We start from the raw sequence: 13,573 nt of genomic DNA, 5'->3' as shown, positions 1-13,573 counted from the left end.
CCGCCCAGCTATACCAGCTACAGGCCAAGCTCCAACATCGACCGAGGCTCGCGGATGTCCACACCATTGTGGTGCGCGCGGAACTTGGCCATCACCTTGTACACAACGCGACGTGCGCGCATCACCGAGCCTAGCGGGCGATGCGCGGCGACCCCGTGCCACGGACTGAAGGCGAGGCCATCCTCGATCGCTTCACGCCGCGCCGCATTCCATGCCGGTTGCGGTGGCACCACGATGCGTGCCACGTCGATGTACGGGCTTTTCTCTTCGGGCCATGCCACGGAGGCATCCTCGATGGGCATGCTCTCGGGATCGGTACAGAACTGCACGCGTACGTCCCATTCACCGCCCTGCATCGCGAAGTGCTCGACCATCGCCTCGCGCAGACCGTTGGGTTTGCCGTTGACGTTGAGTTCGGCGTCGGTCAATGCGGTGAGGTTTGGCGAATGCGGCGCGATGGAAAACTTCACCACGTAGTCGCCGAAGCGCAGCGGCACCTGCGAGTAATACGTGTCGCCGAGCGGATGCGTCTCGGGCTGACCACCGAGGCTCAACAACGTGGTGCTCTTTCCACCGAGTGCCTCGATCACCCGCTCCGTACCACGCAATACAGCGGACAAAGCCTTCTTCGCGCCTTCGGCGCGGTCCGTCGTCGCCGCCACCAGCTTGAGCGACGCCGCAAATCGCTTCGCATTAGGTGCAGCGAATACCGGGCCGTTCACCAGTACGAAGTCCTGGGTCACGTCACCTTCGCTGCCGGGCAGACGCTCGCCTTCCACGCCAATGATCTTGACCGCCATGCCGCGCGGTGTGGACACCGAGTCATCCAAAAGGTCACCCGGCACGGTCGACAGGCGCATGACCAGCGGGTAGCGTCCCGCCCTGCCGAAGATGCCCTGTGCAAGCTCACGTGGAAGATCATCGGGAACGATAAGTTCGCCGGTCAGCAACGCGTGGCTCTTTGCATGCACGGACCGATGCGCGTGCTTCTCGTGCGCAAGCGTCGTCTCGTTGATTCGCGTCAACGTTTCGATCAACTGCTCTACCGTCTCGGCTTCGTCCGCCTCCACGCGCTCAAGGGATTCGTCGAAGCGTATGGGTGGGGGAACCAGCGACAGGGGCATGACAAGACTCGATACGTGCGGACGCACGATCTTGCCGCCGAACTCGTGAAGACCCGGTCACATGAGCTTGTAGCTGAACGTGAGGTTCCACCGCATGTCTCGATCCTTGCTTTCGGGCGGTTTGTCGCCCGTCGGCCAGGCGAGAGCGAAGTCGATCGCATAGTGCTTGTTGTCCGAGGCACGCACGCCAACAGCGGCGGAATCGAGCCGATCGATAAGCGGCCGGGCCCCGTTGAGATAGACGCGTGCTGCCTGGTAGGCAACGTACGGCGTGACCGAAGCGATCCATTTAGCCCCCGGTGAGAACGCCCGATTCAGTTCCGCCGACGCCGCCCAGCCACTGTCGCCTGCCGCGTCGCCGGGGTCGTAGGCGAGCGCGAAATTCTGCCCGCCAAAGTTGATCTGCTCGGTCGACGGCAAGGCATCGTGGCTGTATTGGCCGGTGGCTCGCATGACCGTTCCGAACTTGTGCGCCCACTGCTGCGACCACATGGCGTTCACGGTGTAGCGTGTGAATGCCACGTCCGGCATCGCGATGCCGAGTACCCCGAGATTGCTTACGGTACGCGAGTAAGCGCCCATGCCATCGAAGCCGTGCGCCACGGCAAAGGCGAACTGAAGCGTGCGCGCCTTCTCCACGCTCAGCGACGAGAGCTCGGCGTTGAGCACGCGCACGCTGGATTGCAACGCGATCATCGCGCCGGTATCGACGTTCCTGTACCGGTCGTCCTGGCGGGATGCATACACGCCCATCGACAGGTTGACGCGGCGTTGGTTGGCAAGCACCAGCGGATAGGTCGCGGTCAATGCGAGGCGGTCCTGTGTCAGCCGATGATCGAGGTACGACGGCAACTGGTCGTCCGTATCCGGCCGCCCCCAGTAGCGGCTGGCGTCCACCTTGCCCTGCCATCCCCGCGACCCGATCGGTTGCACGTAAGCCGCGGAATAAAGGCGCTGACCACCGCCATTGGGGTACAGCGTGGAAACGCTTAATTGTTCGCCCAACGGCGTGGCGCCATTTTCGATCAGCGACATCACGCCCTGCGTTCCCGGGTGATTGAAATCGAGGCCGTAACTCATGTCGTAACGCTGTCTCGAGACGTCGAGTTCCAACCGGGTGGCGCCGTCCGTCGTCGTGGGCGGAGGAACGTTCGCGGCCACCTTCAGGCCCGGCAGCTGCCCCAGCAGTTGGGTGTAGCGTTCGAACGTGTCCTGTCGTAACGGACGTTCACCAACGATGTGAGCTGCCATCGCTTTGATGCGCGGCTCGAGGTTTCCGGCATCGCCGCGGATCGCCACGTCAGCGACATAGCCTTCCACCACCTGGATCGTCACGACACCGCCCGCCAGCGTCTGGTTGGGCACGAACGCGAACGACAGTGCGTAACCGCGCGCCTTGTAAAGCGCCGTCACACGGTCGGACGCCGCCACGAGATCGCGCACGGTGCAGTCCTTTCCGCGCATGGGCGCAAAGATCGCCGCGACATCCGCAAAGGGGATGGACTTTACGCCGACGACGTCGAAGCGCGATGGCGTGAGGTGCGTGGCAAGCAAGGCTTCCAGTGCCGGGTTCGGCGCCTGCACGCTCACCTTCACCGACGGTGCCTGCTGAGGCGTTTCGGTGCGTGGGAGGGTTTGCAGTGGGTTGGCTGGCGCACGAACCTGCGCCTGGGTGGAACACACGACGGTCATGCCCAGGACGCAACCGAGCCATCGATTCATGAACACTCCTTGGGTGGCACGGATCTCGCGGGGGCGACGCACATGCGCCGCCCCCGCCCATCACGACTTAGCGGCGCGAACCTAGCAGCCCCTTGAGCGGCCGGTTGTCTGCCTCTGCCGTACCGCCCGTGACGCCACCCACGAGCCCGCCGACGACGCCGCCCACCGTGTTGGTCACGCCTGCGACGACACCACCCACGCTCGCACCGGCACCACTGCCGGTGCCACCCGTCCCGGTAGCGCCGGCCACGCCGTTGACCACGGTGCTTACCGTACCGGTCACGCCCGAGAGTGCACCGCCCGAGCCGACGGCTGCTGTTGCGCCGTTACCGATACCGCTAACCGTGTTCCCGACCGCTGACGTCAGCGGCGAGAGCGGGGCCAGCGGGCCCGAAGCCGCCGCCGTCACCGTGCTGCCGAGCGCCGACACCGTGGTCGTCGCGCCCGAGAGCGTGGTCCCGACGGTATCTCCCGCACCCGGGGCAGCCGTGCCGAGACCGCTGTGCAACCCCGTGCTCAGCGGCGCAAGCGCATTGCCTGCGTTCTGCACCGTGGTACCGAGCGATGCGGTCAGGTCGCCTCCTGCTCCCGGTATCGGCGCGTTGGCGATATTTGCACCCAGTCCAGCGACGGCCCCACTGCCTCCACCCACGAGACCACCCGCGGCGTTGCCCGCCGCAGCCACGAGGTTGCCGGACGCGATCGGCGAGGCACTGTCACCGAGCACCCCGGCCAAGGGCGAAACGACGTCACTGACGGCTTGGGTCAGGCTGTGGGCCGTCGACGATTCCAGTGCACCGTCCAGGCGCGTGCCGACCTGTTCCACGCCGGTTCCGACAAGCGATACCGTGGTGCCGACCGCAGCAGTGATCGGCGTGATCGGCGTTCCGGCACCGACGGTACTGACACCGCCACCAAGGTCGTTCACCGCGGCGCCCACCTGCGTTACGACGTTGCCGAGGCTATCCGTGGTCGTGCCTACCGGATTGGCGATATTGCCCGTCTGCCCGAGTCCATCGCTGATACCGTTGCCCAGCGTCGTGATCGCGTTGCCCAGGCCATCGACCGCGCTGCCCGTCCCTTCGGCGAGACCGCTGGTGCCACCGAGCACGGTCGTCGCCGGCAACTGTGCACCGACGCCGGACACCGTGCCGCCGACAGCGGCGATGATGTTCCCGGCGCCTGTTGCCACGGCGCCGACAGCGTTACTCGGCGCGGCCGTGCCGCCACCCGTACCACCACCAGTGCCGCCGTCGCCGCCCGTGCCACCGCCGCCCGTCCCACCAGTACCGCCACCGGTGCCGCCAGTACCTCCACCGGTGCCGCCTGTGCCAGTGCCTGAGCCGCCTGTGCCACCCGATCCGGTGCCCGTCCCACCCGTACTGCCACCGCCGCCGTCGCCACTACCACCACCGCCGCCCGTGTCTCCGGCGCCGCCTGGCTGGACCGTGCCGCCCGAACTGCCACCCGAACGGGTGGACCCGTGGCCGCTGCACGCGGTGACCGAGATGGCCGCCGCAGCGATGCACGTTGCGAGCAACGTACGCGTAAGGACGCTTCCGAACTGCTGTTCGCTCATGATGAACACTCCTCCGACGATGCCCCGAAGGGCAAAGCCCCCTGCCAAGGGAGCCGAACGGCTGGATGTGAGGTCGGTCACATCCACGGTGTCATGAGACGCGACGCTGCCGTTTCGGGTTAGGCAAAAGCGGCAAGTTGAATCATGAGATGCCTGTGATTTCGGCCAGTTGTCGAAGCCGTGTGACGCCCACGGCGAGATCGCATGAAAGATTCAACCTGTGCCCGATGTCGTTTTAGGAGCCGCCATGGCGGCGAGGGGACGTTGGCTTCTCGCCGCTATAGCGGCTCCCACAGGTGTGCGGCACTGTTGTGGGAGCCGCCATGGCGGCGAGGTGGGCTCGCCGGTGGGAGCCATCCTGATGGCGAAAAACCAACGAAGCGGTGTAGCGGTGAGGCTGATCCCGATCGCCACCAGGGTGGCTCCCACCACCACAAGAAAAAACGCCCCGATCGCTCGGGGCGTTTCCGTGAAACCTTAGCGGTCGAAATGCCGTTTCAGTGCACGGTGAAAAGCTTATCGAAGCCTGCGATGCGAAGCGTGTTGCGAAGGTCCGCGCTCGCGTTGACGATGCGGATTTCGGCACGATCGCCGCCAGCATGTTCGCGCAGCAGCATGAGCATGCCGAGCGCCGAGCTGTCCATGCCGGTGACCTGCTCCAGGTCGAGCACATAGCTGCGCACCGGCGCGATGTCGCCCAGGCAGGCATCGTGGAAAGCGCGGTGGATCGAGAAATCGAAACGCTCGCCCAGGTGGAGGGTGAGGCAGCCCTGTTCGGAATCGTGGTGGACGTTGATGGCCATGAGAGCTTTCCTTTAGAACAGGTCGATGTCGCCAGCAGCCATCGACTGCTGCAAGGCGGGGCCACGCGCACGGAGCCGTGCGCGCTCGCGTTGCTCGGCAAGGCGGGAGCGGACGCGCTGGGCACGCGCGCCAAGATCGGCGGCGTCGGCGGGCACGCAAGCCAGTTCCTCGATATCGCGCGTGCAGTCGGCGGTGATCTCCTGCAGTTCCACCAGGCGCGAACGGGTTTGATGCAGCAACTGGCTCAGGATGTCCTCGAACTGCAGCGAACGGATCGTGGTCGAGACGTCGTTGCCCAGACCGCGGTTGATGGAGGCCGCTTCGTCCGCCGCCGCGCTGGTGCGTGCATTGGACTCGGTGATGGTGGCCATCATCTCGTCGATGCCGCCCTTGGCCGACAGCGCCACGTTCATGTCCTGCGACGCCATGTTGCCGACCAGCTCGCGGAGTTGCTCCATGGCCGTGCGCGAACGCTCGACGTGGGTACCGATCTTCTCGTTGAACTGGTTGCTGTGCTGCGCAAGGTTGCGGATCTCGCCGGCCACCACCGCGAAGCCACGACCGGACTCGCCTGCACGAGCCGCTTCGATGGCTGCGTTCAGCGCCAGGAGGTTGGTTTCTTCAGCGATGGTGTTCACGTTCTTCAGCAGCGCGAACACGGCGTCCATTTCCTTCGCCATGCCATCGATGCGGTAGACAATGCGGAGGCTTTCACGCGAGAGCTGCACGATCAGGCCGACGAAGTGTTCGAGCAGGCCAGCGGTACGGTCGGCGAAGTCCTGCACCGAAATGCCCTTGCCGCCACCCTCGATGATTTCGCTGAGCAGCTTCTGCTGCTTGCCGGTCTTGTGCGACAGGCCGTTGAAGCCGCCGCCCAATTCCGCGACGGCGTCGCGCAACAGATCAAGTGCCTGGTTGAGTTCACGGCTCGCGTGACCCAGTTCGTCGACAATCGCGCTGCGCACGTCTTCCATCGCTTCGCGCACCGACGCTTCGTCGCTGGACGTGGAATTGAGCACCACTTCCACCGCGGGCAATGGCGCGGGAATCAGGCTGATCGCGATCCAGGTCGCCGTCAGCAGGGCCACAACGACCGGGGCAACCCAGGGCGAGTGGAACACCAGCACCAGCACGAGCGCCACGGCGCTGGCGGCGAAGCCGATGGTTCGTTCGTTTTTTGGTATCTGCATGATGACGTCTCGGTGATCAGGTGCCGACGCGGGCGGCGGCGGACACGGGGGTTTGGGCAAGCGCGAGAAGACGCGCGGCAATGGCGTCCAGCGGCAACATCTCGCTCGCGGCACCGGCCTTCCAGGCGGCGCCGGGCATGCCCCACACCACGGAACTGGCTTCGTCCTGGACGAGGGTCGGCGCGCCGATCTCTTTCAGCTCACCGAGGCCGCGCGCGCCATCGTCGCCCATGCCGGTCAGCAGGCAGGCGATGGTGGCGGCGCCGACACTGGCGGCCATGGAGCGGAACAGCACGTCCACGGCCGGCTTGTGCCGGTTCACGGGCGGGCCGTCGTGGAGACGGCACACGTGACGCGCACCGTCCCACATCACCAGCAGATGCTGGCTGCCGGGGGCGATGTATGCGTGGCCGGGCTGAATGGGCTGGCCGTCGCGTGCTTCGCAGACGCGCATCGCGGAGCAGGTATCCATGCGTGCCGCGAACGGGCCACTGAAAGCGGCGGGAATGTGCTGGGTGATGACGATCGGCGGTGCCGTCGGCGGCATGGCCTCCAGCACGACACGGATGGCCTCGGTACCGCCGGTGGACGCGCCGATCGCGATGATGCGCGTACCGCCACGACTGCCTGCGGTCTGAGCACGCGGCAACACGGCGTCGGCCGAAAGGCGCGGCGCCACGTCCAGCTTGGCGACGGAGCTGCGCTCGCGCGGCTTCGCACCGGCGGCCAGGCGCACCTTCGCGCAGATCTCCGGCGCGTGCTCCATGAACGTGTTGGCGAGGTCGGCCGACGGCTTGGTGAAGAAATCGACCGCACCGAGTTCCAGCGCGCGCAGCGTGACGTCGGCGCCGCGCTCGGTGAGCGTGGACACCATCACCACCGGCATCGGCCGCAGGCGCATCAGGTTTTCGAGGAAGGTGAGACCGTCCATGCGCGGCATCTCGACATCCAGCGTGAGCACGTCGGGATTGAGCTGCTTGATCTTCTCCCGCGCGATCAGCGGGTCCGCGGCCGTGCCCACCACCTCGATGCCCGGATCGGACTCGAGCATGGTCGACAGCACCTTACGCACCAGGGCCGAATCGTCGACGATGAGAACGCGTACTTTCTGCATGGGTTCTAGCAACTCGGTGGAAGGACGGTCACGTCGGCGAACCGACAGGATGACAATGACAAGGTGGTCTGCCGACGCGACGCGTCAAAACAGTTCCACCTCTCCCGTTATCGGATCGTCAGCCAATCGCTTGAGGTATCGCTTCTCGCGATCGGCCAGACTGTGGTCGTGCATGGAGCGAAGCTGGCGCACGCGCACCTTGCCGCTCACCGGAAAAAACTGGACCTGACGCGGGTAGATGTCGCCCACGTCGGCCGCGCAGAGCTTCAGCTTTTCCGTGGCGATGTACCGCTGCACGAAAGCGATGTTGCGCTGGCCGATGTCCGTCATGGTGGCGAGCACACGCCCGCCGCCGAAGATCTTTACCTCGAGGTCGTCGCGCTTGCCGCCGGCCTTGAGGATCGCGTTGATCAATTGCTCCATGGCGTCGTTGCCGTAACGCGCGGCACGACCCACGGTGGAACTCCAGCCGTCCCGCTCGCCTGCCGGCTCGGGTAGCATGAAGTGATTCATGCCACCGATGCGTCGGCGTGCATCGCGCACGCAGGCAGAGACGCACGAGCCCAGCACGGTGGAGATCATTTCCTCCTGCACGCTGACGTAGTACTCGCCCGGCAGGATCTTGACCGTGACCACTTCCTGCGCCGGATCCCAGAAACGGCGCACGTGTTCGAAGCCCGGCAGCACGCTCTTCGGATCGAATCCGGCGAAGGTACGAGGCTGAATCGCGTACGCATCGCTCATGTGCGTTTCCGGTAGACGGTGCGGCCGATGAGGTCGAAGTCGTCGGACAGGCCGTACATCGACTCCGAATGCCCGAGGAACAGGTAACCGCGACTTTCCAGCATGCCCGCATAGCGCGAGAACAGACGCTGTTTGGTGGGCTTGTCGAAATAGATGACGACGTTGCGGCAGAAGATCGCGTCGAAGCGACCTTGCATCGGCCACTCATGCAACAGGTTCAACGGCTGGATGGTGACCAGCTCGCGCAGACGCGGATGCACTTGCGCATACCCGTCGAACGAGCCTTCGCCACGCAGGAACCAGCGCTTGCGACGCGCATCGCTCACGCCGCCGAGACGATCCACCGGATAGACGCCCTTGCGCGCGGCTTCCAGTGCCTGCGGCGACAGATCGGTGGCGAGGATCTTCGCATCCACGCTGCTGCCTGTTCGCTCGAGCGCTTCGGCGAGCACCATCGCGATGGCGTACGGTTCCTCGCCCGTGGAGCAACCGGCGGACCAGATGCGCAACCGGCCACCGCCGCGCTTCTCTTCGAGCCAACGCGGCAGCAGTTCGTCCACGAGCATGTCGTAGTGATGCATCTCGCGGAAGAACGAGGTGACGTTCGTGCTGATGCAGCTCGCCAACTCGCCCAGCTCCGATGCCGGATCGCGGCGCAGGAGGTCGCAGTACGCGCCGAAACCGGGAAGACCCAGGGCGCGCAGGCGGCGTAGCAGACGCCCCTGGACCAGTTGCCGCTTGTGATCGCCGAGCGCGATGCCGCAGTGTTGCAGTACGAATTCACGAAGGAAGGCGAACTCGGCTTCGCCGAGGTTAGGCCCTCCGGCGCCCGCCATTCCGGCGGCTTCGCCGTGGTTGACGAGCGCATTCATCGATCAGAACTCCTTCCAGGCGCCAGCGTCAGCCGGTTCCGCCTGGCGCGACGCACGCGGCGCCGGGGCGCTGCGCACGGCAGCGAAGACGGTTTCCATTTCTTCCTTGGCGGCATCCTTGCGCGCGGCCTTGGCAGCCGGCGCCTGGGACGCATGGCCCGAGATCTGGAAGAACGCGACCTGACGGCTCAGCTCGGTCGCCTGCTCGTGCATGGCGCGCGCCGCGGCGGCGGATTCTTCCACCAGCGCCGCGTTCTGCTGTGTCATCTCGTCCATCTGCAGCACGGCGTGGTTGACCTGATCGATACCGGCCGACTGTTCCGAACTGGCAGCAGCGATCTCGGCGACGATGTCGGTCACCTTCTTCACGCTCTCCACGATTTCGGCGAGCGCCTTGCCCGACTGGTCGACCAGCTCCGAGCCCGTCTTGACCTTGCTCGCGCTGTCGTTGATGAGACCCTTGATCTCCTTGGCCGCATTCGCCGAACGCTGCGCGAGGTTGCGCACCTCGGTCGCGACTACCGCGAAGCCGCGACCCTGCTCGCCCGCACGCGCCGCTTCCACCGCCGCGTTCAGCGCCAGCAGATTGGTCTGGAAGGCGATCTCGTCGATCAGGCTGACGATGTCGGAAATCTTCTTGCTGGAGGTGTTGATCTCGCGCATGGCGACGACCGTCTGCGCGACCACCGCGCCACCTTGCTCTGCCTGCTCGCGGGCACCGCGCGCCAGCTGGTTCGCGTGGCTGGCATTCTCGGCGTTCTGCTTCACCGTGGAGGTCATTTCCTCCATCGACGAGGCCGTTTCCTCGAGGCTCGACGCCTGTTCCTGCGTACGCTGCGACAGATCGTCGTTACCGCGGGAAATCTGCTGCGCGGCCGTGCTGACCGAGCCTGCGCCGTGGCGCACTTCGGACACGATGGCGCTGAGGCGCTCGTCCATCGCGCGGAACGCCCCCTGCAACTGGCCGAGTTCGTCGTTGCGCGTGACTTGGATGTCGTGACCGAGCTTGCCCTCGGCAATCAGGTGGGCGACGGCGACGGTCTGAGCCAGCGTGCGCAGAATCGAGCGAACGACCAGCACCGCGATCAGCAGCGACAGCGCGAGGCCGATCGACAACGCAGCGATGCAGATCGCGCGGACCATCTTGTACTGCGAGGACTCCGCGGCATAGATGCTGGATGCCTCGTCGCCCTTCATCTTGATCAACGCACCAAGATGAGACTGGCGGTCCATCAACAACGGACGAACCTGCAGTTCGAGCACGTCGGATGCGCCCTGGTCGCCCTCGTTCAGCGCATCGACCATGTCCGACTTGGCCTGATCATAGTCGCTATTGGTGGCCTGCCATTTGTCGTAGAGCTTCTTCACGTCGGCCGACATCGGCACCTTCACGAACTCGGCCTTGGCCTTGTTCGTCTCGTCCTGGAACTTCTGGAATTCGGCGACCTTCTGCTTCACCTGGTCGGGGCTGCCCACCTTGGCGGCAGCCTCGCCGAGCACCACGAACGACATCAGCGACATCTGATTGATGCGTGCGAGCATCTCCGCCGGGACGACTTCTTCCTCGTAGATGCGGCGCATGCCTTCGTTCTGGAAGTGCAGCGCGCCCAGGCCGATGGCGGCGCCGCCAATGAGCATCAAGGAGAGCATGCCGACGACGCCGTACAGGCGGCCACGGACAGTCAAGGCGGGGATCTTGAACTTGAACTTCTTCATCACGATTCCAATCGGCAAGGGCGACAAGGGCAAGCCAGTGAGGGTTTGGCGGCTATCGGCGTTCGACAGCTCAGGCGACGGCCTTCACATCCGACGAGGCCAAGGCGGCTTCTAGCATCTGGGCGTCCTGCGGCTGCAGGAGGCGATCCACGTCGAGGAGCAGCACCATGCGCTCGCCCACGGAGGTCAGGCCCTTCAGATACTCGGTGTCGACCGTGGTCCCCATGTCGGGCACCGGACGCACCGCGCCAGGCAGGACATCGACCACGTCGGACACCGCATCGACCACCACGCCGAACTGGCGGCCGGCGACCATGACGATGACGCAGACGGTGGTGACGGTGTATTCCTCGCGCGGCAGACCGAAGCGCAGGCGCAGGTCGAGCACGGGGACGATGGCGCCGCGGAGATTCAGCACGCCGAGCACGTAAGTCGGCGCCTGCGGGATGCGCGTGACCGCGGTCCAACCACGGATTTCGCGAACGGCAAGGATATCGATGCCGTATTCCTCGTTGCCGAGGTTGATGGTGAGGTACTGCGCAGCCTCTTCGGGCGTGGCGGTATTGGTGCTGGATGGCTGGTTCATGTCGTTCCCACGTCGGATCAGTGGCGGTCCGGGACCCCTTCTCAAGGGGTATCGGCCGTGGCCGTGGGGACTTGAGGGGGAATATGAAGCGCCTTGCGGCGCTTCCTTACATCTGTCGTCAGGCGGCCTTGCGGCGCGCCTGCATGCGTACGAGGCCGGCCACGTCGACAATGAGCGCCACGGAGCCGTCGGCGAGAATCGTCGCCCCGGACACGCCCGCCACGCGTCGATAGTTGGCCTCCAGGGACTTCACCACCGCCTGCTGCTGGCCGATCAACTCGTCCACGAACAGGCCGATGCGCGTGCCCTCACCCTCAACCACGATGACGATGCCCTCGTCCACCGGGGGACGCTTGCCCTGGCAGCCGAACACGTCGAACAGGCGGACGATCGGCAACCACTGGTCGCGGAAGCGGAACAGCTCGCCGCCACCGACCACGCTGCGGACGCCGTCGGGCTGCACCTGCACCGATTCCACGATGGAAACCAGCGGCACGATGTAGGTTTCTTCCGCCACCGCAGCCGTAAGGCCGTCGATGATGGCGAGAGTGAGTGGCAGCGTGATCGTGAAGGTGGTGCCGCTGCCATGCGTGCTGCGGATGGCGACGGTGCCGCCGAGATCCATCACGTTGCGCCGGACCACGTCCATCCCCACGCCACGCCCCGAAAGATCGGTGGTGGCGGCGGCCGTGGAGAAGCCGGCCTCGAAGATCAGTTCCGCCACGGCGTCGTCGGACATACCGTCGCCCGAGGCGATGATGCCGCGCTGCACGGCCTTGGCGACGATGGCCTCGCGATTCAGGCCGGCGCCGTCGTCCGCCACTTCAACCACGATGGCACCGCCGCGATGGAAGGCTTCCATGCGCAGCGTGCCGGTGTCGCCCTTGCCGGCGGCAAGGCGCTTGGCCGGTACTTCTAGGCCATGATCGATGGCATTGCGGACGAGATGGACCAGCGGATCGCCGATCTTCTCGAGCACGGTCTTGTCGAGTTCGGTGGTCTCGCCACGCAGGTCGAGCACCACTTTCTTGTCGAGCTTCTGCGCCAGGTCGCGCACGAGGCGCGGGAAGCGGTTGAACACCGTGCTGATGGGCAGCATGCGGATGCTCATCACGCTTTCCTGCAGCTCGCGCGTGTGACGACCGAGCTGGGCCAGACCATCGCGCAGCATTTCCAACTGCGACTCGTCCACGCCGTCCTGGAACTGGCTGAGCATGGACTGCGTAATGACCAGCTCGCCCACGAGGTTGATCAGCGTGTCGATCTTTTCGATACCGACGCGGACCGAACTGGCCTCGCTGTTGGCAGCCGGATCGCGCACGGCACGCGGCGCGGCCGGTGCCGCAGGCGCGGCGGCAGGAGCCGGCGCGGGGGCCGGGGCAGCAATACGAGGCGCGAGATTCAGCTCGCAATCCCCGTCCACCCAGTCGAACACGCCTTCGACGGCGGCGCGCTTGGCGCCGGCGTCCAGATGAAGCGACCAGCCGAGATAGGACGACGAGGCGTCCATGTCGGCCAGCGAGGGAAGCTTGCTGGCGTCGCATTCGACACGCAGCGGGCCGAGGGCACCGAGCTCGCGGAACATGCGCGCCGGATCGTTGCCCGTCTTGAGCAAGTAATCGAACGGACGGAACGTGATGTCCCAGCCCTCGACGGTCTCCGCGGGGGCCGCAGCCTTCGCGGCGGCGACCGGCGCGGCAGAGCCACCGGACACCATCGCCGACAGTTCGGCGAGCAGAGCCTGGCTCTCGGGCGTGGCCGCCGGCTGGCCCGCCATGGACAGGGACAGCATGTCGCGCACGGTGTCGCCCGAGCGGAGCAGCAGCTCCACCACGGCCTTTTCCATCGGACGGCGGCCGCTGCGGACCTCGTCCATCAGGTTCTCGGCCACGTGGGTGAACGCGGCAACGTCGGTAAAACCGAACGTGGCCGCGCCGCCCTTGATCGAATGGGCAGCGCGGAACACGACGTTGATCAGTTCCGGATCGTCGGAGCCCTCGTCCAGCGCGAGGAGGGCCTGCTCCATGGCGTCGAGACCGTCGAGGCTCTCTTCATGGAACGCCTTGTGGAATTGCGCCAGATCGACTTTGGACATGGTGGACCCTGAATTACCGGAACGTCT

11 protein-coding genes are annotated in these 13,573 nt (G+C 65.6%); all 11 read right to left on the bottom strand.

Translation table 11 applies throughout. The features are described from left to right. Positions 1–17: 17 nt before the first annotated feature. The 11 genes from BT115_RS13110 to BT115_RS13060 all read right to left on the bottom strand — a co-directional run bounded on the left by BT115_RS13110 (position 18) and on the right by BT115_RS13060 (position 13,546). On the bottom strand, positions 18–1,124 hold the full coding sequence (locus BT115_RS13110) for a catalase family protein (RefSeq protein WP_072323011.1): 1,107 nt from the start codon (positions 1,122–1,124) through the stop codon (positions 18–20). 57 nt (positions 1,125–1,181) lie between these two features. Next, a complete protein-coding gene (locus BT115_RS13105) occupies positions 1,182–2,846 on the bottom strand; it encodes a ShlB/FhaC/HecB family hemolysin secretion/activation protein (RefSeq protein ID WP_072323010.1) in 1,665 nt (554 codons plus the stop codon). A gap of 67 nt (positions 2,847–2,913) precedes the next feature. Further along, positions 2,914–4,425 (bottom strand): collagen-like triple helix repeat-containing protein, encoded by a 1,512-nt coding sequence (locus BT115_RS13100; RefSeq protein ID WP_072323009.1) that lies wholly within the window; start codon positions 4,423–4,425, stop codon positions 2,914–2,916. Positions 4,426–4,922: 497 nt separating this feature from the next. After that, on the bottom strand, positions 4,923–5,228 hold the full coding sequence (locus tag BT115_RS13095) for an STAS domain-containing protein (RefSeq protein ID WP_177257411.1): 306 nt from the start codon (positions 5,226–5,228) through the stop codon (positions 4,923–4,925). Between the two features lie 12 nt (positions 5,229–5,240). After that, positions 5,241–6,419, bottom strand: a complete 1,179-nt coding sequence (locus tag BT115_RS13090) for a methyl-accepting chemotaxis protein (protein WP_072323008.1) — start codon at positions 6,417–6,419, stop codon at positions 5,241–5,243. A gap of 16 nt (positions 6,420–6,435) precedes the next feature. Further along, a complete protein-coding gene (locus BT115_RS13085) occupies positions 6,436–7,533 on the bottom strand; it encodes a protein-glutamate methylesterase/protein-glutamine glutaminase (RefSeq protein WP_072323007.1) in 1,098 nt (365 codons plus the stop codon). Positions 7,534–7,617: 84 nt separating this feature from the next. Beyond that, positions 7,618–8,277, bottom strand: coding sequence for a chemoreceptor glutamine deamidase CheD (cheD, locus tag BT115_RS13080; protein WP_072323006.1), 660 nt, complete (start codon positions 8,275–8,277; stop codon positions 7,618–7,620). Continuing rightward, a complete protein-coding gene (locus BT115_RS13075) occupies positions 8,274–9,149 on the bottom strand; it encodes a CheR family methyltransferase (RefSeq protein ID WP_083527447.1) in 876 nt (291 codons plus the stop codon). Before BT115_RS13075 ends, cheD begins: the two co-directional genes overlap by 4 nt. 3 nt (positions 9,150–9,152) lie before the next feature. Then, positions 9,153–10,865, bottom strand: a complete 1,713-nt coding sequence (locus BT115_RS13070; protein ID WP_072323005.1) for a methyl-accepting chemotaxis protein — start codon at positions 10,863–10,865, stop codon at positions 9,153–9,155. A 70-nt stretch (positions 10,866–10,935) separates the two neighbouring features. Further along, positions 10,936–11,451 (bottom strand): chemotaxis protein CheW, encoded by a 516-nt coding sequence (locus tag BT115_RS13065; RefSeq protein WP_072323004.1) that lies wholly within the window; start codon positions 11,449–11,451, stop codon positions 10,936–10,938. 118 nt (positions 11,452–11,569) lie between these two features. After that, the gene (locus BT115_RS13060) at positions 11,570–13,546 is read right to left on the bottom strand and encodes a chemotaxis protein CheA (protein WP_072323003.1); all 1,977 of its coding nucleotides are present in this window, start codon (positions 13,544–13,546) and stop codon (positions 11,570–11,572) included. Between the last annotated feature and the right edge of the window lie 27 nt (positions 13,547–13,573).

The sequence above is a fragment of the Luteibacter sp. UNCMF366Tsu5.1 genome, from assembly GCF_900119235.1.
GTDB lineage: Bacteria > Pseudomonadota > Gammaproteobacteria > Xanthomonadales > Rhodanobacteraceae > Luteibacter > Luteibacter flocculans.
This window is presented reverse-complemented; position numbering and strand designations above follow the sequence as displayed.

Bases quoted from the DNA above. Each gene is read 5' to 3' on its own strand.
- BT115_RS13110 (WP_072323011.1), bottom strand. From the start codon at position 1,124: ATGCCCCTGTCGCTGGTTCCCCCACCCATACGCTTCGACGAATCCCTT.
- BT115_RS13105 (WP_072323010.1), bottom strand. From the start codon at position 2,846: ATGAATCGATGGCTCGGTTGCGTCCTGGGCATGACCGTCGTGTGTTCC.
- BT115_RS13100 (WP_072323009.1), bottom strand. From the start codon at position 4,425: ATGAGCGAACAGCAGTTCGGAAGCGTCCTTACGCGTACGTTGCTCGCA.
- BT115_RS13095 (WP_177257411.1), bottom strand. From the start codon at position 5,228: ATGGCCATCAACGTCCACCACGATTCCGAACAGGGCTGCCTCACCCTC.
- BT115_RS13090 (WP_072323008.1), bottom strand. From the start codon at position 6,419: ATGCAGATACCAAAAAACGAACGAACCATCGGCTTCGCCGCCAGCGCC.
- BT115_RS13085 (WP_072323007.1), bottom strand. From the start codon at position 7,533: ATGCAGAAAGTACGCGTTCTCATCGTCGACGATTCGGCCCTGGTGCGT.
- cheD (WP_072323006.1), bottom strand. From the start codon at position 8,277: ATGAGCGATGCGTACGCGATTCAGCCTCGTACCTTCGCCGGATTCGAT.
- BT115_RS13075 (WP_083527447.1), bottom strand. From the start codon at position 9,149: ATGAATGCGCTCGTCAACCACGGCGAAGCCGCCGGAATGGCGGGCGCC.
- BT115_RS13070 (WP_072323005.1), bottom strand. From the start codon at position 10,865: ATGAAGAAGTTCAAGTTCAAGATCCCCGCCTTGACTGTCCGTGGCCGC.
- BT115_RS13065 (WP_072323004.1), bottom strand. From the start codon at position 11,451: ATGAACCAGCCATCCAGCACCAATACCGCCACGCCCGAAGAGGCTGCG.
- BT115_RS13060 (WP_072323003.1), bottom strand. From the start codon at position 13,546: ATGTCCAAAGTCGATCTGGCGCAATTCCACAAGGCGTTCCATGAAGAG.